Below are 23,203 nucleotides of genomic sequence, written 5' to 3' on the forward strand. Positions count from 1 at the left end.
AAAACTATGTTCGTCGCTTTAACAAATAGCTAGCAAATACGATGAAAAGAATACTTGGCATTATTGCACCAAAGGCAGCTGGCACTTGGTAGACCATCACAATAGGTCCAAAAATCTCATTAGTAAGATGGAATGCAATACCAGTAACCACACCCATTATGATACGAGTCCCCCATACTGACTGAACGAAGCGGGCCAAAGATAAACGACAGTGCTACGAGCAGCATAACTCCTACAGTTATAGGTTGCACTATCTTTCTCCAAAGCGCTAACTCATAGGTACTCGTATCCTGATCGTTTTGTTTTAAATAACCAAGATAAGACCAAAGCCCTGAAAAAGATAAGGAATCCGGATCAATTGAAACCACCCCCAATTTTTCAGCGTTCAATGCCGACGAATAAAATAACTCCGCTTGTTTATTCGAATTAATAGACTCACCATCCAAGCTAACCGTTTCAACCCCTTTGAATAGCCAACCATCATTGCGTGCATGGCCAGATTTAGCTCGGATGATCGAATTTAAGCTAAGCGCCTCATCAAATTGATAAATATTAATGTCTTGCAAGATTCCGAGCTGATCAACATTGGCGATGTTAATGAAATTATTGCCGTCTTTTGCCCAAATTCCTTTTTGTGCATTAAAGACCTCACCGCCATGAATTGCACGACTTTTCAAATCATGCGCAATTTTCTCGGCTTGTGGAGCACCCCACTCCCCAACAGCCATCATGCATAAAGCGAGTACAACGGCAGTTTTCATTACCGAAGAGATAATCTGCAATCGGGACATTCCAGCTGCTTGCATAACGATCAATTCACTGTTCGATGCCAGCGCACCAAGTCCTGTTAGGCCACCAATCAGCACAGCCATCGGGAAGAATACGACCAGCTCTCCCGGCACACTGTAAAGCGTGTATAAGAGCGCATCCATAATATCAAAAGTACCGCGCCCAACGGATTTCAATTGTTCAATAAACTTGATAAGCGTACTTATGCCAACAAGAACTAACAGCGTAAAACCGGTAGTTTGAACGAGGCTACGTCCCAAATACACATCTAAGGTTTTCATCATGATGTGCTCTCTCTACGCAAAAAGATTGAACGTAACCACACGCCAATTGGACGCCCCTTAACGATAAGATAAGCACCAATAAACAAGGCGCTTAGATGGATCCACCAAAGTCCAATGGAGGGCGGGATCTTCCCGTCTGCCACCGCAAAACGCGCAGCATTAAGTAAAATAAAATACCCAAGGTATAAACTAATTGCAGGGACCAACTTAGCAAATTTACCTTGCCTTGGGTTCACCACACTGAGCGGAACTGCAATTAATGTCAGTAACGGGATGGCTAAAGGAATTGCTATGCGCCATTGAAATTGAGCAACGGCTTCAGGCGTTTTCATATCAAGAAGTCTGATGGTTGGAACCGCTTCTAACTTTCGACGTTGGTGTTCTATCGCCTGTTCACGTATCTGGACCTGATAACTCGAAAACTCCGTAATGTTCATCGATAAATTACTTTCATCTGTTTCGTATCGTTTCCCCGTGCCAAGCAGCAATTGCTGTTCACCACTTTCTGATTCCAACACTTTGCCTGACTGAGCGTATACAATACGTGCAGCTTGATTCGAATCTTTACTCGGTAATTGGGCGACGAATACTTTGTGTAAATCAGTCCCACCGTTATCGATGTTGTGAACAAACACCACAGCCTTTTCGTTTCCAGTTTGTTGAAAGCGCCCGGCTCTGAGCGTGGACAGCCCAGACTCTGCATCTGCTTGCTCTCGAAGCTGATATTCTTTTTCACTTGCCCAAGGCGCGATGTAAAGCGTCAAAACCGCAGCTAAAACGGCTAAAATACCACTGGATATAAGCGTAACACGCACAACATACCATTCACTTACTCCGCAGGCCCGTAACACCGTCATTTCGCTATCTGCATATATGCGGCTGTAAGCCAATATGATCCCAAGGAATAAACTGAGTGGCAGTATTAACGATGCCAACTGAGGTAATTTCAGTGCCAAAAAAGCAAGTACTAACTTGCCAGGTATGCTGCCTTCGGACGCAGAGCTTAAGATCACCACAAAGCGCCGCGACAAAAAGATAGTCATCAATGTAAGGAAAACCGCTATCTGAGATTTCAGAACTTCAGCAGTTAAATAACGAAAAATTAGCAATGTTTGCCCCTATAAGCGTCTTATTTCACTGGAATAGTGCAAAAAATTGGGTAAACTCTTTATTTTAGTCACTTTATTATATGCCAACAGTGTCAATAATCCTACCAACTGTTTGGGCCAATTTAAGAAATATAAGGCCTTTACTGGTATTGATGAAAAATGGCGTATAAAGTTCAAATTGACCTATCACAGACTCAGGAGTCGCAATGGAATTCAGCGTAAAAAGCGGTAGTCCAGAAAAACAACGAAGCGCATGTATCGTCGTGGGTGTCTATGAACCACGCCGCCTATCACCTATCGGTGAGCAACTCGACAAAATCAGTGAAGGATACATTTCTAATTTACTTCGCCGCGGCGATATCGAAGGAAAGACCGGGCAAGTTTTACTGTTACATCATGTACCGAACATTCTTAGTGAGCGCGTGTTACTTGTCGGTTGCGGCAAAGAACGTGAACTAGATGACAAACAGTACAAACAGATTATTTCAAAAACCATCAATACTCTTAATGAAACAGGGTCTATGGAAGCAGTTTGCTTTTTAACAGAGCAACATGTGAAAAGTCGTGATACGTATTGGAAAGTAAGGCAAGCAGTTGAAACAACTCAGGATTGCTTATATACCTTCAATCAACTCAAGAGTAAAAAAAGCGATTTGCGCAGACCCCTTCGTAAAATCGTCTTCAATGTGCCAACACGCCGCGAACTTCCCATTGGCGAAACGGCCATCGAGCACGGTTTAGCGATTGCTTCCGGTGCTAAGCTCTGTAAAGACGTAGCCAATATGCCACCGAATATCTGTAATGCAGCCTATCTTGGCGAACAAGCTAAAATTCTTGAGAACGAATTTGATAACGTGACGGTGAATCTTGTCGGTGAAAAAGAAATGGAAGATCTTGGCATGCATTCCTACCTTGCTGTAGGACGAGGCAGTGCGAACGAGTCCATTATGTCTGTTATCCATTACACTGGCGCCCCAGACTCACAAGCCCCCGTTGTGTTTGTTGGTAAGGGTTTGACGTTTGATTCCGGTGGTATTTCAATCAAACCTGGCGAAGCCATGGACGAAATGAAATACGATATGGGCGGGGCGGCATCCGTTTTAGGCTTAATGCGTACCGTTGCTGAACTCAAACTGCCACTTAACGTCATTGGTATTTTGGCTGGTTGTGAAAACATGCCAAGCGCCAATGCCTATCGCCCGGGTGATATTCTTACCACAATGTCCGGCCAAACGGTTGAAGTATTAAACACCGATGCAGAAGGTCGTTTGGTGCTATGTGACGCATTAACGTATGTAGAACAATTTGAGCCTGAAACGGTTGTTGACGTAGCTACGCTGACAGGCGCGTGTATCGTAGCCCTTGGTCATCATGCAACAGGCTTGCTTTCAAACCATAACCCGCTAGCTCATGACATCTTAAAAGCGTCTGAACAAAGTGGCGACCGCGCTTGGCAATTGCCGCTTTGGGACGATTACCAAGAACAACTCGAAAGCCCATTTGCAGACTTTAGCAATCTTGGAGGTCGCGCTGCAGGCACTATTACCGCCGCATGTTTCCTATCTAAATTTACCAAGAAATATAATTGGGCACATTTAGATATCGCAGGAACAGCATGGCGTAGTGGCAAAAACAAAGGAGCAACTGGTCGTCCTGTACCATTGTTAACGCAATATTTGCTCAATAGAGCGAACGTCGGTCAAGGACAAGCAGATTAGTCCCTTTTTTGCTATGTAATGCGCCCTTTCAAGGCGTGTCGACGATTGAAGGAAACCGCATTCTGTGTCAGAATGCGGTTTTATTTTTAGCCGTCGAATTGATAACCAAAACAGCTGGTTTCGTGTCGTTCAAGCGCAGTGCTTTACATCACGATTTGACCGCGTCGGATTGAAAAAATAGCCTTTATATGACCACAAACGCATGTTTCTATGTGCTAAACCAAGAGCATGGGCCGGACACGACAGTACCGGCTCATTTTGATTTGGCCGCAAAAATCGCATTAGAGCAGTTTCGCTCTGGTGAACGTGTGTTTGTCTACATCGATGACATCGCTTTGGCGCATCAGTTCGATGAACATTTATGGCAATTTGAAGCTGACAGTTTTGTGCCACACAATTTACAAGGTGAAGGACCAAAAGGTGGCGCGCCCGTTGAAATCGGTGTGACTCCGCCCGTAGGCCGTCGAACAGTACTCATTAACTTATCGATGGCGCTGCCCGACTTCATTCGACGTTTTAATCAAGTATTTGATTTTGTGCCCGTTGAGGCCGTGCAAAAACAAGCCGCTCGAGAAAGATTTAAACAACTTAGGCAGCTTGGCGCAGTGCTTTCAACTCAAGAAATCTCGCAATAAAAGTATATTTTAAGGTTCTGTGTAATGGATAAAACCTATAATCCACAAGATATTGAACAGTCTTTATATCAAGACTGGGAAAGCAATGGCTACTTTAAACCGTCTGGCCAAGGTGAAGCGTACTCCATCATGATCCCGCCACCGAATGTCACCGGCAGCTTACACATGGGCCACGCGTTCCAAGACACCATCATGGACACTCTAATTCGTTATAAACGCATGAATGGTAACAACACACTTTGGCAAGTCGGTACAGACCATGCGGGTATTGCAACGCAAATGGTTGTGGAACGTAAGCTTGCCGCTGAAGAAGGGAAAAGTCGCCACGATTTAGGCCGCGATGAATTCATTAAGAAAGTGTGGGAATGGAAAGGCGAGTCAGGCGGCACGATAACACGTCAACTTCGTCGTTTAGGCGCGTCGGTTGATTGGGATCGCGAACGTTTTACGATGGATGAGGGTTTGTCAAACGCGGTTAAAGAGGTGTTTGTTCGTCTTTATCAAGATGACCTTATTTATCGTGGTAAACGCTTAGTAAACTGGGACCCGAAATTGCACACAGCGATTTCTGACCTTGAAGTTGAAAACAAAGACAAGCAAGGTCACATGTGGAACCTACGCTATCCTTTAGCCGATGGCGTTAAAACGAAAGATGGCAAAGATTACATTGTCGTTGCGACTACCCGTCCAGAAACCATGCTGGGCGATACTGGTGTTGCCGTTAACCCTGATGACGAACGTTACCAAGACCTGATTGGTAAAGAGATTTTGCTGCCTATCGTAAATCGCCGTATCCCAATCCTTGCTGACGAACACGCGGACATGGAAAAAGGCACTGGCTGTGTGAAAATCACGCCAGCCCATGACTTCAACGATAATGAAGTAGGTAAACGTCATCAACTTCCGATGATCAACGTGTTCAACAAAGACGCGGCAATTTTGAATGCAGGTGAAACCTATACGTTTGACGGCAAAGAACTTGACCTGGACGCGCCAATTCCTGAGCGTTTCCACGGCCTTGATCGTTTCGATGCGCGTGCAAAAATTGTTGAAGAGTTTGAACAAGCTGGCTTGTTAGAAAAAATCGACGATCACAGTTTAACTGTTCCTTACGGCGACCGTTCTGGCGTTATCATCGAGCCTTTACTTACTGACCAATGGTACGTAAAAGTTGCTCCGCTCGCTGAGCAAGCCGTTAAGGCGGTAGAAGACGGTGAAATCCAGTTCGTACCTAAGCAATACGAAAATATGTACTTCTCATGGATGCGTGACGTTCAGGATTGGTGTATTTCACGTCAATTGTGGTGGGGTCACCGTATTCCAGCTTGGTATGATGAAGCAGGTAACGTCTATGTTGGTCGTGATGAAGCAGAAGTTCGCGCAGAAAACAGCCTAGGCGCAGACGTTGTACTTGCACAAGATGAAGACGTATTAGATACGTGGTTTTCGTCAGCACTTTGGACATTCTCAACACAAGGTTGGCCAGAGCAAACGGAAGACTTAAAAGTATTCCACCCTTCTGACGTGCTTGTAACGGGTTTCGACATCATTTTCTTCTGGGTTGCACGTATGATTATGATGACGATGCACTTCGTGAAAGATGAGAATGGTAAACCACAAGTCCCCTTTAAAACTGTTTACGTAACCGGTCTAATTCGTGACGAAAATGGCGATAAAATGTCGAAGTCTAAAGGTAACGTGCTAGACCCTCTCGACATGATAGACGGTATCGATCTTGAAAGCTTAGTTGAAAAGCGCACTGGCAACATGATGCAACCTCAACTAGCGCAAAAGATTGAGAAGAATACGCGCAAGACCTTTGTTGATGGTATTGAAGCACACGGTACGGATGCGGCTGCGCTTTACGCTGGCGGCTATGGCGTCAACAGGTCGTGATATCAACTGGGATATGAACCGCTTAGAAGGCTATCGTAACTTCTGTAATAAGCTTTGGAATGCAAGCCGTTACGTGCTGATGAATACCGAAGAACAGGATTGCGGTTTCAACGGTGGCGACAAACAACTGTCTCTTGCAGATCGCTGGATCTTAGGTCAGTTCCAACACACCGTAAAAACGTTCCGTGAGCACCTAGATAACTACCGTTTTGACCTTGCTGCAAACACGGTATACGAGTTCACGTGGAACCAGTTCTGCGATTGGTACTTAGAGTTAACAAAACCAGTCCTATTCAAAGGCTCTGAAATCGAACAACGTGGCACACGCCACACGTTGATCACGGTCCTTGAAGGTTTGCTGCGCTTAATGCACCCATTGATGCCATACATCACCGAGACTATTTGGAAACGTGTTGCACCGCTTGCAGGCATTGAAGCTTCAACAATCATGCTACAAAGCTTCCCTAGCTTCGATGAATCTCAAGTTGATTCAGAAGCGATGGCGGATCTTGAATGGGTGAAACAATTCATCCTTGCTGTACGTAATATCCGCGGTGAAATGGACATCAGTCCAAGTAAGCCTCTCAACGTATTACTGGCGGGTGTAAGTGCAGAAGACAAGCGTCGCATCGATAGTAACAGTGCATTCTTGAGTTCACTTGCAAAACTAGAAAGCTTTACAGTACTTGAAAACAAAGATGATGCACCGGCATCAGCAACTGCGTTTATCGGTGACTTAGCAATCATGATCCCGATGGCAGGCTTGATTGATGTTGAAGCGGAACTTGCTCGTATTGAAAAGCAATTAGAAAAAGCAGAGAAAGGCTTGGCTCAGGTAAGCAACAAGCTTGCAAACGAAAAGTTTGTAAACAATGCGCCACCAGCGGTGCTGGCGAAAGAGCATGAGAAACTTGCTGAATACCAAGATGCAAAAGATAAGCTACTCGCTCAAAAAGCGAAGATTGAAAGCTTATAATCGGCCTCTTGCCAAAAAAGCCACCCTTTAAGGTGGCTTTTTTATTTCAGAAAACAAAAACGCGAGGTATCAGAACCCCGCGTTTTTTATCAAACTACTCTTTGATTAAAATTGATAGTTGTACTGCGCACCAACAATCGCCGCGTGTCCACGAGACTCAAAACCCCATGCGCTGCCAAAGTTATCATGCTCAACAAAGTTCTGCGTTTTACCGCGAAGAATGCTCGCACCTAAATCAATGCTGCTATGGTCGTCTAACTGATACTCACCACCAAACGAGAACCAAATACGATCGGTGTCTGGGATTGAGATAGACAAGTGCGCATCGTCAGCCGGCGATGTGTCATACGCAAGACCCATGCGAAGCTTTAATGCTTTCGAGAAGCGGTATTCAGAGCTCACTGCGTAACGCCAAGAATCTGAGAATGATTCGTTCTTGGTAAATACCGTTCCACGGCCTTCAACATCTGCCGCAAGCGTTTGGAAGCTATCCCAGCCCGTCCACATTACACTTGCGTGAACGGTTACAATGTCATTCCACTGATGTGTTGCTGATAACTCAGCGATAGCTGGAAGCGTTAAGTCCACAGAACCTGGAAGTTTAGCAGATGCAGTTCCATAAAATGGTGGAGTTGCAGGTAATTGGTTGCTGAAATCACCTTCGAATTTAATGTCTGTTTCGCTACGGTAGCTTAGACCAAAACGAGTCTTTGCATCCATTTGGTAAGATGCACCAACATGCCAACCGAACGCACTGTCATCACCCTCTAGACGAACCGCTTCTGTTTGTGCCGGTACGTTGAATGGGTTAGCACCTAGGTTACGAACAATCTTTGCATCCGCATAGACATGGTCAAGACCAAATGCTACCGACCACTGTTCGTCAACTTTGTACGCAACACTTAAATTTGTGTTGATCGTGACAATTTCCGTCTCGCCGGCAAGCTGACCCGCTGCATAATCGCTCTCAAAGTCCGTTGCTAGACCAAATTGAGAGTAAATACCGGCACCAATGAACCACTGGTCATTCAGAGCACGAGTGTAATAAACCGCAGGTACGATAGCACTTGGCGCAATGCTACTTTCGTCAAGCACATTTGCCGGAAGGCCATTATTTGTTGAAGTGCCATCTAGGCTCACATCTGGCTCGACGTACATCGCCGCAACAGAAAGTTGTGCACTGCTGAATTGAGTCATAAGTGCCGCATTGCGACCTACAACGGATGCATCGTCAGCAGCACTAGCTTCACCAGCATACGCACGACCAAGACCTGAAACGTTTTGCTCTGCTAGTTGAAACGCAGCACCAAAAGACTGTGCTGAAAGACCAGCTAAGCTTAATGCTAGTAGTGACTTAGTAAATAATTTCATTCTCAAATCCCATATGTTTTTTCGATTTGGTTTACATACCAAATTTAATCGATACGCACCCTAGCGAATTTTTTATGAAAAAGCTTCTGGTTCTCGACTTATCGCTGTTCGATCGCACATAAAAACACCAAAGTTAAACTATTTGTAAACAGATTAGACCACCCATCCATTTAATTGATAATGGTTATCATTTTTATTGAAGAAAAATACAGAAGCGATTACACTACTTAGGTCGTGAATTTTAAAATGGGTGTATCATGGAATGGCTCTTACTTACCGTAGGCCTTGTTTTATGTGGCGTTAGTTGTTTTTATTTCTTGAAAGCAAATGAATGTGCCTGCGCTAATGCAAAACACTGCAAAAAACCAATTGATTTCTATTGGATAGCCGCAATTTCCAGTGCGGTGCTTGCGCTGTCGCTGTGTTGTCTTGCCTTTCACAGTCAACTTGGTTCTCTTATTTGGCTTGTGATGATGGCTGGCTGCTTTTCAGGGGCGAGTTGGGCAGGTGTGAGGCGCAGTAAGCGCAAATGCCAAAAGCGGATGACTAAACCAACAAATGATCTTTTAACAAACGGCTGAGGTTAATTTGGTAATCCAGCGGTTTAACCGCGACGATGATTTTAACACCATGCTCCGGTTCGCTTAAATCAAGTTCTTTCGCAGTGATGTGATGATTATGCTTTGTATTGTAAAAGATACGCACTTTTGGCGCTGTCGGCTGCAGCCTATTTCCCTCAAGCACTAAGGCTAAACGTTCATTGGTCAGTTTTACTATCGTGCCGACCGGATGAACCCCCATGCATTTTATAAATCGTTGCACCAGTTCTGGATCAAACAATTGCTTATTCGTCAGTAGATAACGCAGTGCATGAATTGGCTCATTCCCACTTGCGTGTGGTCTATCCGCAGTGATTGCATCATACACGTCAACTATGGCCATAATACGTGCCACTTTAGAAATGTTTTCTGCTTTAAGGCCCCTTGGATAACCGGTACCATCCAGTCGCTCATGATGGTTCACTATCATGTCCATCACAATTTTTGACAAACCCGCCTCACCTTTGACCAACCCCAACGATTGCGAAACGTGTTTTTCAAGCGCTTTCATTTCATGATCGGTAAGCTTACTCTCTTTATTTAAGATGCCTTGAGGTAATTTAGCATGTCCCACATCGTGCAGCATTGCACCAAGGGCCAACTGTTCAACCATTGCAGGCTTTAACCCGAGATATTTAGCAAAGACCGTGACCAATATGGTGCAATTGATCATGTGACGCCAATTGTAATTATCTTTATCACGCAAACGCGTCATAATCGCCATCGCATTCGAATTACGAAATACGGATTCGACTATTTCTTTACTGACTTCGTTGACTAATCCCATATCAACTCGCATGCCTGCGGTGATATCACCGTAAAGGGTCTGAACTTTGCGATTGTGTTGTTCAAATTGTTGGATAGCTTGAGCAAACTCTTTTTCAAGTGAAACGAGTCTCTTGTTGCTGCTGACTTTTTGGTTCTACAGGCTTTTTAACGACCTTTTTAGCTGTCGATAATGTCCCATCAGGTTTTGATTGTGGCTTTTCCGGCTCAGGTTCAACAACCGGTATTGGAGGCTTAGGCTGGTATTTGTCAGGGATTGAAATATCGCTTTGTGTGAAATCAATTTTAAGCTCTAAAACCCCTTTGGCCTTAAGCTGTTTGATGATCCCGCTATCACGCACCATGCCTCGAGATTTAATCTTAACTTTAGAATTACCGCTTTGCTTGCTAACACTGTCAACAAACATTCCTGGCTGTAGTTCTGTAATCGGTAGCGTGACCAGCATGAAGTCGATTTTTCACACAAAGGGAACAAGACGCGATTATTAGCATTTTTTTATTGGTCTTGTCTAGATTAACGAAAATAATTAATGAAATGTTATTAGTGATTCTGCTCACTCGTGCTCAAAACAAATCAGGCCGAACAACGTCGGCCTGATATCGCAAAAAGCAGATTTACTCTTGAAAGTAAGTGCCCCAGCCGTCGTATTCAACACCAGTTTGTGTTGCAAGCGCTGCCAATTTATCAACGTCTTCCATGATCGCTTCAACGTCTAGCTCACATTCAACAACGATATCAAAGCCCCAAATAGTACCGCCTTCTTCCAGTTCTAATTCGGCTGGCTCTTCAACATCGTATCCGAGTTTAAAAGCGGCTAATGCGGCTTGTTCTAATTTATCAAAGTCTTCACATACAAAGTGGTGTTCCACTTCATACAACACTTCAGGGTTAGAACCATCTTCTAGCAACGACTCAACGATGTCTTCGCTGATCTCACGCCAATTTTCCATTCGCTTCTCTCACTTTATCATCAAGGTGTGCAATTCTTTGTGCCATCAATTCGTGAGTCGCTTGTGCATGATCTCGTGCACTTACACTCTCATCGAGCATCAAAGGCTCCATCATATCGATGAATATTGTACCATTGTCCCAACGATTTAGCTTTATAAGCTTATGTGTTGAATTCATACATACGGGAACGACAGGAACCTTGGCATTTAGCGCAGTATGGAAAGCGCCGGTTTTAAACGGTAGTAGTCCACGTCCATAGCTTCGAGTTCCCTCAGGGAACATCCACACGGAAACACCATCTTCTTTTATTTTACTCGCCGCTTTACCAAGTGTACCAACCGCTTTAGAGCGATTGCCACGATCGATTAGAATGTTGCCAGAAAGCCAATAAAGCTGCCCAAAAAATGGGATCCATTTTAAGCTTTTCTTCCCCATACTTACCGTGTTTTTTGGCACAGCCCCTGGCAAAGTAAACAAGTCATAGTTGTTTTGATGATTAGCAATGTAAATAGCAGGACCAATTTCATCAACACCAGGTGCACGATTAATCACAACGTTGACACCTAAAATACGCGCCATGCTACCAAACCATGAGGCCACAATATGTACGTTATTTTTGTGGAATGGTTTGAATAAACAAAGCACTAGACCGCATAAAGCGCTCATCACGATAAATATCGCCATCGCGATAATTCGAACTACAGCAAGCAACGGGAACTCTCCGTACAGTAAAACTGGAGGCATTATAACTCGTACAGCGAACACTTGTAAGCTCAAATTATTTGCAAAAATTGTCGAAGGTGGATTCGTTTAATCGCGGGTGAATTTTAAAAGAATGCAATTCGGTATAAATAGAATAGAAAAAGCTCGCATTACGCGAGCTTTTTTTTCTTAAAGAGCAATGAATTACGCTTTTTCTTGCAAGAAACGAGCAATGGTTCTGAAACCCAACGTTGTCGCACCTGCAGACCAGTCTGCAGAAGCGTTGTCTCTAAAACACGCCGCTAAGTCTAAGTGGATCCAACCTTGGCCGTCGTTTGGTACAAAACGTGATAAGAAACCAGCAGCATTCGATGCGCCACCAGCACCACCGCCTTTTACTGGGCGACTGTTTGCCGTATCCGCATAAGCAGATGGGCAAGCGTTCTGGTGCCATTTTTCAAGAGGTAATGGCCAAACCGCTTCACTTTCTAGGTCAGCAAACTGGCAAACTTCACGCACTAAAGGTTTATCGGTTCTCGAAAATCGCATTGTATTCCTGTCCTACAGCCATTAACGCGGCCCCAGTCAACGTCGCCGCATCAAGAATCAATGGAGCACCTGTTTCAGCTGCCGCCATCAACCCATCCGCAAGCACTAAACGGCCTTCCGCATCCGTATTCACAATTTCAACTGTGGTGCCATTTTTATAGGTAAGAATGTCACCTAGTTTGTAGGCATGGCCTGAGATTAAGTTTTCCGCACAGCATAAAAAGAGTTTAATGCGCTTTTGAATACCACGTTGAATCGCCAAAGCAAGCCCTGCTGTCACCGTTGCGGCGCCGCCCATGTCGCATTTCATGCCCAGCATACCTTCACTTGCTTTGATTGAGTAACCACCTGAATCAAACGTGATCCCTTTGCCAACCAAAGCCGCACTCACAGGTGCATCATCGTCACCTGTTGGGTTGAAATCAAGTTCCAATAGCACTGGAGGTCGTTCACTACCACGACCCACTTCATGAATACCAATCCATTGTTGTTCTAACAACGCTTTACCTTTGATGATTTGGTAACTTACGTGCTCTGGAGCAAGAGACTGGATAAACTCAGCCGCTTTGCCAGCAAGGCTCTCTGGGTAAATATCTTCTGCTGTACCGTTAATCATTTGGCGTGCCCAAGTCGCACTGACTTTTAATGCTTCAAGCGCGGCCAAATCGCTGTTCGTATTGTCGATAAACGTCACGCCACCAAGTTGTTTTGGACTGACAAATCCTTGGTAAAAGGCCCACTGTAACTCAGTAGTCCAACGCTCGCCCTGCAAGCTTACTTTCGCTAAACCTTGCGTTGCAATCGCGCGAGCGGCACGTTGAACATGTTTCAACGCACTCGCTTCTGGGAGATGAATAACCGCACCTTGGCTATCAAAGCTTGTGCCAGACTGCGCCCAAACGCCTTTTGCAGGCTCTTCACTTAGACGGACTAAAAATTGTTCAGACATGTAGTTCACTCATATTCAATGTGTTTTGCACAGTGTACACTAGCCAGAATGTCGACCCAAATATCTGCGAAGAAATAATGCTATACGTGCCGCCACTGCAAACTGGCTTAATGATTAAACGTTATAAACGGTTTTTGGTTGACCTTGACGTCAACAACTGCATCTTAACCGTGCACTGCGCAAATACGGGTAGAATGACTGGCTGTGCGGAGCCAAATACGCTGGCGTATTACACCACAAGTAATAATGCAAAACGCAAATACCCGCATTCGCTTGAACTTACAACAAGCCTTGATGGTCACTTAATTTGCGTTAACACCGCACGCGCAAATAACGTTGCGATAGAAGCATTACAGTCAGGTAAAATTGCACCACTTGCTCATTACGATAAAGTGCAAGCCGAAGTACCCTACGGCAGTGAAAAAAGCCGAATCGACGCGTTACTCAGTCAATCTATAAATCCAGAGGCGCATTGCTACGTAGAAGTGAAATCCGTTACATTGTTAGAAAATGGCAAGGGATATTTCCCTGATGCACCATCCGTTCGAGGTCAAAAACACTTACGCGAATTGATGGAAATGAAAGCACAGGGTCATCGTGCCGTTCTGCTTTTTATCGTAATGCATAATGGCATTCAAAACGTACATCCTGCTGCACATATTGATCCTCATTACGCCAGTTTATGTATCGACGCGCAAAAAGCGGGGGTTGAATTTCTCGCTTATCGCGCACAAGTGTCAAAAGAGGAACTTATTATTACCGACCCATTGCCGATAATAATTAAAGGGTAACGCTTGATTATTTAAAAAAGCCCCCCATATTTGGGAAAATTATTTTTTCTACAGGTTGTTTTAACCTTCTGACTTGTCGTCAAAAATGGCTAAAACCCATCCATTTTAATTAGGTAGAATCTTGCTTTTGGCACACTAAATAGGAAAAAAGTAATTGCCTAGGTAGTAGGATTCTGCTATTTATAGCCGCCGGCGGAAGCTGGGGTAAGATTTTAAGGATTTAGGAGATTGCTATGCCAGAGCAAAAGAAACTTGGGTTGTTAGCCCAAGCTGGTTTAGAGCCGTATCAAGAAAAACCAGGCGAAGAATACATGAATGAGGCGCAACTTGCCCATTTCAAACAGATTTTGGAGGCATGGCGCAACGATCTAAGAAATGAAGTAGATCGTACTAAAACGCATATGCAAGACGAAGCTGCAAACTTCCCTGATCCAGTTGACCGTGCGGCTCAAGAAGAAGAGTTCTCATTGGAACTGCGTGCACGTGACCGTGAACGCAAACTCATCAAGAAAATTGAAAAAACGCTACAAAACATTGAAGACGACGATTTCGGATTCTGCGACTCATGTGGTATTGAAATCGGTATCCGTCGCTTAGAAGCTCGTCCTACAGCTGACCAATGTGTTGACTGTAAGACTCTTGCAGAAATTAAAGAGAAGCAAACGGGACGCGGATAACCCCCCCGAACATGCTTACCCCAGATATTCAAGGGAGCTATCGCGGTCGATTTGCTCCCTCCCCCTCCGGCCCTCTTCATTTTGGTTCACTCATCGCCGCAACTGCAAGCTACTTGGATGCAAAAAGCAACCAAGGTAGATGGTTAGTTCGTATCGAAGACATTGATACCCCGAGAGTGGTCAAAGGTGCTGATACTGACATTCTTCATACACTTGAAGCATTTGGGCTTCATTGGGATGAAGAGGTAGTTTGGCAAAGCCAACGACATTCGCTGTACCAAGACGTTCTATCTACGCTGAATGCTCGTCATGAGTTGTATGCCTGTACCTGCACGCGCAAGCAAATAAAAGCACTCGGTGGTTTGTATACTGGACACTGTTTACCGTTAAACAATACGTTTGAACGCAATGCTCTGCGTATTACACAGACCCATCCTATTGTTACTTTTGATGATTTAGTTCAAGGGCAAGTTACAACCCCTTCTGAACTGGCAAACGAAGACTACATTGTGAAGCGCGGCGACGGCTTATATGCTTATCAGTTAGTTGTCGTTGTTGACGATCACTTACAAGGTATTAGTCATGTTATTCGCGGCGCAGATCTTGTCGAACCAACTTCTCGGCAAATGAGCTTGTTTTCGCAGTTAAGCTGGCCAATACCACAATATGGTCACGTACCATTAGCGGTTCAATCGCCAGGATTTAAGCTTTCTAAGCAAAATCATGCCCCCGCTGTTGACAAGAAAAATCCAGCGCCGGCCCTACTTGCAACTCTGCAATTCCTCGGCCTATTCCCTGATAATCATGTCGACATCCACTCGGTGGAAGCTTTATTGAAATGGGCAATTGAGCACTATCAGCGAGAAAACATCCCAAAAACTCGTGAAATTGTCGTAAAACTAAGCGATAAAGGGTATCAATTCTCGTTGCCTACCTCTTAATTTTTATTAAGAGCTGGTATATGATAACGACCCTTATAAAATCGCCTAAACTTCAAGCTGCAAACTTGTTAGGAGAATCGTTATTATTTCCAAGCTATTCCAAATTTGCCGCCAAATAATTGGCCCTGCGAGCAAAAGTGATGAGCACACGGCAACCGCGACATTATTACCGGAACCTGTGATTGTACCTCGCAGTGAGCATAGTATTTCGCGCAAACAATTTAGTCCCAATGCGGTCAAAGTATTGTACCGTTTAAAAGATGCGGGGTTTGAAGCCTATCTTGTGGGCGGTTGTATTCGTGACATATTGCTTGGATTAGAGTCCAAAGATTTCGATGTCGTGACGAATGCTAAGCCAGAAGAAATAAAACGAATTTTCCGCAATTGCAGACTCATAGGTCGTCGTTTCCGTCTCGCTCATATCGTCTTCGGTCAAGAAATTATCGAAGTAGCGACAATGCGCGGCCATCATAGTGATGAAGGAAAAAGCAACAACATCAGCCAAGCGAGTGAACAGGGACAACTACTTCGCGATAACGTTTACGGAACCATTGAAGAAGACGCTGAGCGTCGTGATTTTTCAATCAATGCGCTTTATTATTCTATTGAAGATTTCAGCATTCGCGATTATGCCGGTGGCCTTGCTGCAATTCGAGACTCGTCAAATAGAGCTGATTGGCGACCCTGAAACACGTTACCGAGAAGACCCCGTCCGTATGTTACGTGCGGTTCGTTTTGCAACGAAACTTGATATGAGCATCGCTCCTGCGACGAAGAATCCAATCCCTCAGTTGGCCTCACTTCTTGAAAATATTCCAGCCGCTCGCTTATTCGAAGAGTGCTTGAAGCTGTTTTTAAATGGCAAAGCGGAACAAAACTTCCTAATGCTGCGTGAACTCGGCTTATTCAAGTATCTCTTCCCAGCAACAGAGCGTGCCTTGAATGCATCAACAGATGGTTTTGCTGAGCGCTTTATTCAGCAAATGTTCGCAAATACCGATGCTCGAATTAACGCAGATAAAAAAGTAACGCCGGCATTTATCTTTGCCGCACTTCTATGGCTCCCCCTTCGTCAACGTGCAGACGCTCTCGTTGAGAAAGACGGCATGTTCGCACATGATGCTTATAATATCGCGATGAACGCGGTGTTATCCGATAGTGCGAAACAAGTGGCGGTACCGAAACGTTTTACCATTGGCGCACGTGATATTTGGCATTTGCAATTACGCTTAGATAAGCGCAGTGGTCAACGAGCCTATCGCTTGAGCTTACAGCCTAAATTTAGGGCGGCATATGACTTCTTACTTCTTCGTGTCGAAAGCGGTGAAACTGAATTACAATCGCTCGCGGCTTGGTGGACAAATTATTTAGAAAAAGACGTGACCGGACAGAAAGACATGGTTAAATCGCTCGATGAACGTTCAGGCCCTCGTCGTCCTCGCCGTCGTAAACCAAGAAAGAAACCGGATCCATCATGAACCTAGTTTACATCGGACTTGGTGCCAACTTGAACGATCCTGTAGCCCAATTACAAGGGGCTATCAGGGCATTGCAGGCCCACAATGAGGTAAGAGATGTTGTTGTGTCGCCCTTTTATGCCTCCAAACCGATGGGTCCGCAAGATCAACCCGATTACGTAAACGCGGTTGCTTCTTTTACAACGGCTTTATCGCCCGATGCCACGTTAGACGTGCTACAACAAATCGAGTCTCGATTATGGCCGAGTACGAAAAGACGAACGCTGGAATTTCAAGAACTCTCGACCTCGATATCTTACTTTTCAATCAAGACGTACTAGAAACGGAGCGTTTAACGGTTCCTCATTATGGTATGAAGGTCAGAGAATTTGTTATCTACCCATTATTTGATATCGCACCAGAGTTGGTCATGCCGTGTGGAACACGCATTGCCGATTTAAAACAACACGTTCCTGCGAATGGATTAGTCCCTTTCGCATACTAATGGTGCGCGCCAACGGAGAAATTGTCGTGTCAAAAATTACGGTATCCACTTTACAAAAAATGAAGCAAGCTGGCGATAAAATCACCGCATTAACGGCTTACGATGCAAGCTTTGCAAAACTCTTTGCTGATAACGGTGTTGATATCGTTTTGGTCGGCGACTCACTTGGTATGGTACTACAAGGTGGAGATGACACACTTGCTGTAACGACTAAAGACATTGCCTATCACACGCGTTGTGTTCGTGCAGGCAGCAAAGCCTTATTTGTGGTCGCTGATATGCCGTTTATGAGTTACGCAAATCCAACGCAAGCATGCGAGAATGCGGCTGAGTTAATGCGTGCAGGCGCCAACATGGTTAAATTGGAAGGTGGTGAATGGCTTTACGACAGTATTAAGCTACTGACTCAACAAGGTATTCCTGTTTGTGGTCATTTGGGTTTAACACCGCAATCCGTCCATGTTTTTGGTGGGTTTAAAATCCAAGGAAGAGAATCCGACAAAGCGCAAAAAATGATTGCCGATGCAAGAGCCTCTGCAAGACGCCGGCGCGCAACTGTTAGTTCTCGAATGCATTCCTTCAGCTCTGGCGAGACAAATCAGCGAAGCTGTAACAATCCCAGTGATCGGTATTGGTGCAGGTAAAGAAACGGATGGTCAAATTCTAGTTATGCATGATTTAGTGGGCATTTCGGCCGGCTATATTCCTAAATTTTCAAAGAACTTCCTAGCAGAGACTGGCAACATGGTCGATGCCGTTAAGAAGTATTGTAATGATGTAAAATCGGGTGCGTTTCCTGGCCCTGAACACGAGTTTAATTAATGCAAACAATTAGTGAAATCAAATCGCTACGTAGTCAAATAAAAGCTTGGCGCCAACAAGGTTTAAGTATTGCGTTTGTGCCAACGATGGGCAACCTTCATCAAGGTCACTTTTCATTAGTCGAGAAAGCCAAAACGCTTGCGGATAAAGTGGTTGTGAGCATTTTCGTCAACCCGATGCAATTTGGTCAAAACGAAGATTTGGACAAATACCCACGTACCCTCGTTGAAGACCAAAAAGGCTTAGCAGAACTTGATACCGATTTGATTTTTACGCCAACGGTTGATGTCATTTACCCAAATGGGTTGAATGCGCAAACTTCCGTTGACGTTCCAACGGTGTCTCAAGGCTTTTGTGGTGCGTCTCGCCCAGGCCATTTTGTCGGCGTCGCGACCATAGTTACAAAACTTTTCAATTTAGTTCAGCCTGATTTCGCGTGTTTTGGCGAGAAAGATTTCCAGCAACTCGCTGTCATCCGCTCCATGGTTAAGGACTTATCAATCCCTGTCGAAATTGTCGGTGTCGCCACCAAACGCGAAGAAAACGGCCTTGCAATGAGTTCTCGCAATGGGTATTTGAGCGACGAGGAAAAAGAGACTGCTAGTGTTATTTATCAAACGCTTACAAATACAGCTCAAGCTTTAGAAGCTGGGGACCGCCGTTTCGACACTCTCGAACAACAAGCGAAAGCCGCGATTGAAGCCAAAGGCTTAAAAATTGACTATTTTGGTATCGCTGAACGAGACACGTTAAGAAATGCGACCTCTGATGATAAGCATTTTGTCATCTTAGTTGCGGCATACTTAGGGTCAGTCAGACTCATTGACAACATACAGGTCAATGCATAGATTTAAAAAAGGGTCGATTACGACCCTTTTCTTATTATAAAAAGGAATGTCTCATGCGCGAACGTTATTCTCGTTTTACTCTAATGTCCTGTTTAATGCTATTGCCACTTATGGGTTGCCAAAGCAAAATTAGCCCTGAACTCAAACAATGCGCACAGCAGAATTATCAATGTGAACAATCCTGTCAAAGCCAAAGCATCGATGCGACACTGACACAGCAGATATGCAACAATCAATGTATTGACGAATACAATGCCTGTAAAGCGCAAGCAGAAGCACTCAATACCACTAATTAGCCTCGAGTTCTCATCTCCTCGCCTCAGGATGTGCTAGACTGCCTTCCTTAATACTATGTAGGCAGAACACGGTGCTTAGATAGCAATGAATCGAGTTTAATCGCCCTGTTTCTTTATGTCTTAAAGAAACAGTACGATTGAGCTGGCAAACCACTGTATTTAGGGGCAAAACATGCAGGGCACGCTGAGTAAACTCAAAGCGCAACACACCAAACCAATTCACTATTTTCTTCCGCTTGGTGAAGAGCTTATCTCATTAAACGAACACATTGGAAAACACGTTACATTAACGTTTTCGGGAAATATCTATTGCTGTAACTGTGGGAAAAAAACAAAGAAAAGTTACTCACAAGGTCACTGTTTTGTCTGCATGAAAAAACTGGCCAGTTGCGACATGTGTATCATGAAGCCTGAAACTTGTCATTTTGATGCAGGTACGTGTCGAGAACCCGAATGGGGAGAGCAAAATTGCATGATCCCACATTACGTTTACCTCGCGAATACATCGGGTCTCAAGGTCGGGATCACCCGCCACACGCAAATTCCAACGCGCTGGATAGATCAAGGAGCTACTCAGGCTTTACCAATTATGAAAGTGAACACTCGTTTGCAATCAGGCCTAGTTGAAGTTGCCTTGGCTGAATTTATCGCAGATAAAACCAATTGGCGTAATATGTTGAAAGACATCACCTATGTCGTGGATTTAAAACAAGCCGCAGCTGAGCTTTTACCACAGATAGAGGCAAAGATTAGTGAATTAAATACCTTATACGGTGAGGGCGCCATCGAAATTCTTGACGAAGAAGTAGTGGATTTAAACTATCCAAAGCTTGAAAGCGCACAAAAACTAACCTCGTTCAACTTTGATAAAGACCCAGTTGCAAGCGGTATACTAAAAGGTATTAAAGGCCAGTACCTCATTTTTGATACTGGCGTGATTAATATTCGCAAATTTACCTCTTATGAGGTGGCTTTCCACTGCGAATAAAATCGTTCCCAATCATCGGCGCTAAGGGGCTTGCAGAACAAGTACCCTTGGCTCGTGTGGCAACCTAACTTTTGTAAAAATTGTTTCTGTTCCACTTTCTCCACCCCTTCCGCTACAACACGCAGATTAAGAGCTTTCGCCATCGCAACAATCGCACTCACGATCTCACTGTTGCCGTATTCATCTGGAATTTTTGCAATAAAGCTGGCATCAATCTTCAGAATGTCGATAGGTAATTTTGTGAGGTAACTGAGTGCCGAGTAGCCCGTGCCAAAATCATCCAAAGCAATACTCACCCCGAGCATTTTTAAACGCTTTAACGCCACTTTTGCTTCATGAAAGTTACTCACAAAACTGCTTTCGGTTAATTCAATTTCCAGATTCCGGCCATCAATCCCATACTTCTCAAGGGTCTGAGCTACTGTCTCAGCCAGATTGCCTTGGCACAGGTGTTGTGCAGACACATTGATGGCGATGCGATGTATATTCGTACCTGCATCTCGCCATGCTTTGAATTGCTTACAGGCCTTATCGATTACCCAATTATCTAGCTTGATAATCAAGCCTAATTCTTCAGCAAGTGGGATGAAATGTGCCGGAGAAATCATCCCAAGATTCGGGTCGCGCCAACGAACCAAGGCTTCAACACTTAAAATCTGACCACTACTCAAACATTCTAACGGCTGATAATGCAGTTCAAATTCATCATATTCCAACGCATTTTGAAATCGACTCAACATCGATAACCGTTCGAGTGAACGCGCATTCATCGACGCTTTATAGAGTTGGAAAGAATTACGGCCGACTTCTTTAGAGCGGTACATGGCCACGTCAGCATGTTTAAGTAACGCTTCACTATCCAAGCCATCTTCAGGGTAAATTGCCGCGCCAAGAGAGGCTGTTGCGCCGACATTCATACCGGCGATGCTGAAAGGATTGCTTAATTCACTCAAAATCTGATTTGCGAAATTGACCACGAGTTCAATTGCTTTCACTTCGGTCAACAGTACCACAAACTCATCACCGCCCAGGCGGGCGAGCGTGTCTCCTTCTGGTAAAATTCGCTTGATACGTTCACTGACTTGCACCAGAAGCTCATCACCTGCGCTGTGTCCAAGTGTATCGTTTACTTCTTTAAATCGGTCTAAATCAATGAACATGACCGCCAATTTCTGTTTCTCACGATGTGCTGCAGCCAGCGCCATAGAAAGTCGATCATTGAACAATCTACGGTTGGGTAAACCTGTTAACTCATCAAAATACGCTAAACGGACGATTTTCTCTTCGGCGTTTTTGCGCTCCGTAATATCACTAAAAATCGCGGCGTACAGTACATCATCGCTGTAAGGTTCATTAATCTCAATAATTGTCAGCCATTCAACATAGATGTCTCCGCATTTTTTACGGTTGCAGATTTCACCTTGCCAAACACCTTTTTCTCGCAAAGCCCCCCACATGTCTTCATAGTATTCCGCAGGGTGAATACCTGAGCTGAGTAAGTTCGGTTTTTTACCTAACACCTCATAATCTTGATACCCCGTAAGAGCGCTAAACGCAGGGTTTATTTGAATAATTTCGCCATTGCTGCGCGTAATCATGATGCCATCCAATGAGGCATTGATGATACGATTTGCAAGATAGAGGTTTTTCTCCGATTTCTGAAGCGCAAGGTCTCGTTGTACCAACACTTTTTCCAATTCGCTGCAGTAAGCGGTTTCGATTTCGGTCAATACATTTTTCAGAGCAAGTAGACCAAGTACCTGTTTTGTTTCAGGATCTTTCACGACAAGATGACGAATTGCATTCGTGGTCATTAAACGATATGCGTCAAACAAGGAGTCTTTTGGTGTCACATGTAGCATGGGGTAGCTGCAGATCTCCCAACAAGCTTTGCGCCAATCCGGATTGAGAATGATGTAGGCAATATCGCGCTGTGTGATGATGCCGTAAGCTTGTTTCTGCTGATTGTATACAAGCACGGCCGTCATCTTGGTTTCACGCATCAAATGTATCGCATCCGAAAGACATTGCTCGCTATCAAGAATACGTACATTTTTCTCAAAATGAGCGTCTATAGGCCTAAAGTGCAAATAGTGATCAAGCCCTTGATTACGCACAATATCGGATAAAGATACCACGCCGCAGGGCGTATTAAACTTATCAACGACTAACAGGTGCCGAATGCCCAGTTGATGAAATTTAATCGTCGCTTCACTCAATGTTTTGTCAACGTTGATTGAATGAACTGGCGATGCCATGTTTAACGCAATTGGCCGAGATGCGAAATCGGGGTCTTCGAAATCAATACGTACACAATCGGATTCCGTCCAAATTCCCACAATTAAGTCATTATCCGTGACAAATATTGAACTTACGTTCTTGCCACGCATCATGTGCACTGCATCAATCAACGGCGTTGACACATCACATGTTAATAACTGATTAGATAACACGTCCTTGATTTTTAGTTGTCTCGTATCACCTGACTTCATTAGCAACCCTCGCGTATCACACATCTTATCGAGTATACTTGGGCTAAGTCTTTATACTTTGATTGAGAACA

At 44.4% G+C, this 23,203-nt stretch carries 14 protein-coding genes and 7 pseudogenes; 13 read left to right on the forward strand and 8 right to left on the reverse strand.

Going from position 1 to position 23,203, the window contains the following annotated elements:
• Positions 1-4 precede the first annotated feature (4 nt).
• Both lptG and lptF read right to left on the reverse strand, forming a co-directional pair.
• Positions 5-1,073: pseudogene (gene lptG, locus J5O05_RS06545) on the reverse strand (LPS export ABC transporter permease LptG).
• Entirely contained in the window at positions 1,070-2,182 is a 1,113-nt protein-coding gene (gene lptF, locus J5O05_RS06550; RefSeq protein WP_208844102.1) for an LPS export ABC transporter permease LptF, read from the reverse strand. The pseudogene lptG and the gene lptF overlap by 4 nt, the downstream one beginning before the upstream one ends.
• A gap of 206 nt (positions 2,183-2,388) precedes the next feature.
• Between lptF and pepA the strand changes: the two genes are divergently transcribed.
• The 3 genes and pseudogenes from pepA to J5O05_RS06565 all read left to right on the forward strand — a co-directional run bounded on the left by pepA (position 2,389) and on the right by J5O05_RS06565 (position 7,407).
• A complete protein-coding gene (gene pepA, locus J5O05_RS06555) occupies positions 2,389-3,900 on the forward strand; it encodes a leucyl aminopeptidase (RefSeq protein ID WP_208844103.1) in 1,512 nt (503 codons plus the stop codon).
• Positions 3,901-4,088: 188 nt separating this feature from the next.
• The gene (locus J5O05_RS06560; RefSeq protein WP_208844104.1) at positions 4,089-4,535 is read left to right on the forward strand and encodes a DNA polymerase III subunit chi; all 447 of its coding nucleotides are present in this window, start codon (positions 4,089-4,091) and stop codon (positions 4,533-4,535) included.
• A gap of 24 nt (positions 4,536-4,559) precedes the next feature.
• A pseudogene (locus J5O05_RS06565) lies at positions 4,560-7,407 on the forward strand (valine--tRNA ligase).
• 105 nt (positions 7,408-7,512) lie between these two features.
• Here J5O05_RS06565 and J5O05_RS06570 read toward each other — a convergent pair.
• Positions 7,513-8,778 carry an outer membrane protein transport protein gene (locus tag J5O05_RS06570; protein ID WP_208844105.1) on the reverse strand — a complete coding sequence of 422 codons (1,266 nt, stop codon included), beginning with the start codon at positions 8,776-8,778 and terminating at the stop codon, positions 7,513-7,515.
• Positions 8,779-9,035: 257 nt separating this feature from the next.
• On the opposite strand from J5O05_RS06570, the gene J5O05_RS06575 reads away from it, so the two are divergent.
• Positions 9,036-9,359 (forward strand): hypothetical protein, encoded by a 324-nt coding sequence (locus J5O05_RS06575; protein WP_208844106.1) that lies wholly within the window; start codon positions 9,036-9,038, stop codon positions 9,357-9,359.
• Here the strand turns inward: J5O05_RS06575 and J5O05_RS06580 are convergent.
• The 4 genes and pseudogenes from J5O05_RS06580 to pepB all read right to left on the reverse strand — a co-directional run bounded on the left by J5O05_RS06580 (position 9,325) and on the right by pepB (position 13,315).
• Positions 9,325-10,609 (reverse strand): annotated as a pseudogene (locus tag J5O05_RS06580) (cyclic di-GMP phosphodiesterase). The gene J5O05_RS06575 and the pseudogene J5O05_RS06580 sit on opposite strands and share 35 nt — an antisense overlap.
• Positions 10,610-10,778: 169 nt before the next feature.
• On the reverse strand, positions 10,779-11,114 hold the full coding sequence (rraB, locus tag J5O05_RS06585) for a ribonuclease E inhibitor RraB (RefSeq protein WP_208844107.1): 336 nt from the start codon (positions 11,112-11,114) through the stop codon (positions 10,779-10,781).
• On the reverse strand, positions 11,098-11,826 hold the full coding sequence (locus J5O05_RS06590) for a 1-acylglycerol-3-phosphate O-acyltransferase (protein WP_208844483.1): 729 nt from the start codon (positions 11,824-11,826) through the stop codon (positions 11,098-11,100). The genes rraB and J5O05_RS06590 overlap by 17 nt, the downstream gene beginning before the upstream one ends.
• Positions 11,827-12,021: 195 nt before the next feature.
• Positions 12,022-13,315: pseudogene (gene pepB / locus J5O05_RS06595) on the reverse strand (aminopeptidase PepB).
• A 77-nt stretch (positions 13,316-13,392) separates the two neighbouring features.
• Here pepB and sfsA point away from each other — a divergent pair.
• The 9 genes and pseudogenes from sfsA (at position 13,393) to J5O05_RS06640 (ending at position 20,640) form a co-directional block, all read left to right on the forward strand.
• A complete protein-coding gene (gene sfsA, locus J5O05_RS06600; RefSeq protein ID WP_208844108.1) occupies positions 13,393-14,106 on the forward strand; it encodes a DNA/RNA nuclease SfsA in 714 nt (237 codons plus the stop codon).
• Positions 14,107-14,339: 233 nt separating this feature from the next.
• The gene (dksA, locus tag J5O05_RS06605; RefSeq protein ID WP_208844109.1) at positions 14,340-14,783 is read left to right on the forward strand and encodes an RNA polymerase-binding protein DksA; all 444 of its coding nucleotides are present in this window, start codon (positions 14,340-14,342) and stop codon (positions 14,781-14,783) included.
• Positions 14,784-14,794: 11 nt separating this feature from the next.
• Positions 14,795-15,724 carry a tRNA glutamyl-Q(34) synthetase GluQRS gene (gluQRS, locus tag J5O05_RS06610; RefSeq protein WP_208844110.1) on the forward strand — a complete coding sequence of 310 codons (930 nt, stop codon included), beginning with the start codon at positions 14,795-14,797 and terminating at the stop codon, positions 15,722-15,724.
• A gap of 181 nt (positions 15,725-15,905) precedes the next feature.
• Positions 15,906-17,202, forward strand: a pseudogene (gene pcnB / locus J5O05_RS06615) (polynucleotide adenylyltransferase PcnB).
• A pseudogene (gene folK, locus J5O05_RS06620) lies at positions 17,199-17,686 on the forward strand (2-amino-4-hydroxy-6-hydroxymethyldihydropteridine diphosphokinase). The pseudogenes pcnB and folK overlap by 4 nt, the downstream one beginning before the upstream one ends.
• A gap of 26 nt (positions 17,687-17,712) precedes the next feature.
• A pseudogene (panB, locus tag J5O05_RS06625) lies at positions 17,713-18,508 on the forward strand (3-methyl-2-oxobutanoate hydroxymethyltransferase).
• Complete coding sequence (gene panC, locus J5O05_RS06630) at positions 18,508-19,356, forward strand: pantoate--beta-alanine ligase (RefSeq protein ID WP_208844111.1); 849 nt, start codon at positions 18,508-18,510, stop codon at positions 19,354-19,356. The pseudogene panB and the gene panC overlap by 1 nt, the downstream one beginning before the upstream one ends.
• A gap of 53 nt (positions 19,357-19,409) precedes the next feature.
• Positions 19,410-19,652: a hypothetical protein gene (locus tag J5O05_RS06635; RefSeq protein ID WP_244369886.1), complete on the forward strand. Its 243-nt coding sequence runs from the start codon at positions 19,410-19,412 to the stop codon at positions 19,650-19,652.
• 172 nt (positions 19,653-19,824) lie between these two features.
• On the forward strand, positions 19,825-20,640 hold the full coding sequence (locus J5O05_RS06640) for a DUF2797 domain-containing protein (protein WP_208844112.1): 816 nt from the start codon (positions 19,825-19,827) through the stop codon (positions 20,638-20,640).
• On the opposite strand, the gene J5O05_RS06645 is transcribed toward J5O05_RS06640, so the two are convergent.
• The gene (locus J5O05_RS06645; protein WP_208844113.1) at positions 20,613-23,132 is read right to left on the reverse strand and encodes an EAL domain-containing protein; all 2,520 of its coding nucleotides are present in this window, start codon (positions 23,130-23,132) and stop codon (positions 20,613-20,615) included. The genes J5O05_RS06640 and J5O05_RS06645 overlap by 28 nt on opposite strands.
• Positions 23,133-23,203 lie beyond the last annotated feature (71 nt).

It is taken from the genome of Pseudoalteromonas xiamenensis, assembly GCF_017638925.1.
GTDB lineage: Bacteria > Pseudomonadota > Gammaproteobacteria > Enterobacterales > Alteromonadaceae > Pseudoalteromonas > Pseudoalteromonas xiamenensis.

Coding starts and splice junctions, on each gene's coding strand:
- J5O05_RS06570 (WP_208844105.1), bottom strand. CDS start 8,778: ATGAAATTATTTACTAAGTCACTACTAGCATTAAGCTTAGCTGGTCTT.
- J5O05_RS06575 (WP_208844106.1), top strand. CDS start 9,036: ATGGAATGGCTCTTACTTACCGTAGGCCTTGTTTTATGTGGCGTTAGT.
- J5O05_RS06645 (WP_208844113.1), bottom strand. CDS start 23,132: ATGAAGTCAGGTGATACGAGACAACTAAAAATCAAGGACGTGTTATCT.
- sfsA (WP_208844108.1), top strand. CDS start 13,393: ATGCTATACGTGCCGCCACTGCAAACTGGCTTAATGATTAAACGTTAT.
- J5O05_RS06640 (WP_208844112.1), top strand. CDS start 19,825: ATGCAGGGCACGCTGAGTAAACTCAAAGCGCAACACACCAAACCAATT.
- panC (WP_208844111.1), top strand. CDS start 18,508: ATGCAAACAATTAGTGAAATCAAATCGCTACGTAGTCAAATAAAAGCT.
- dksA (WP_208844109.1), top strand. CDS start 14,340: ATGCCAGAGCAAAAGAAACTTGGGTTGTTAGCCCAAGCTGGTTTAGAG.
- rraB (WP_208844107.1), bottom strand. CDS start 11,114: ATGGAAAATTGGCGTGAGATCAGCGAAGACATCGTTGAGTCGTTGCTA.
- J5O05_RS06635 (WP_244369886.1), top strand. CDS start 19,410: ATGCGCGAACGTTATTCTCGTTTTACTCTAATGTCCTGTTTAATGCTA.
- pepA (WP_208844103.1), top strand. CDS start 2,389: ATGGAATTCAGCGTAAAAAGCGGTAGTCCAGAAAAACAACGAAGCGCA.
- gluQRS (WP_208844110.1), top strand. CDS start 14,795: ATGCTTACCCCAGATATTCAAGGGAGCTATCGCGGTCGATTTGCTCCC.
- J5O05_RS06560 (WP_208844104.1), top strand. CDS start 4,089: ATGACCACAAACGCATGTTTCTATGTGCTAAACCAAGAGCATGGGCCG.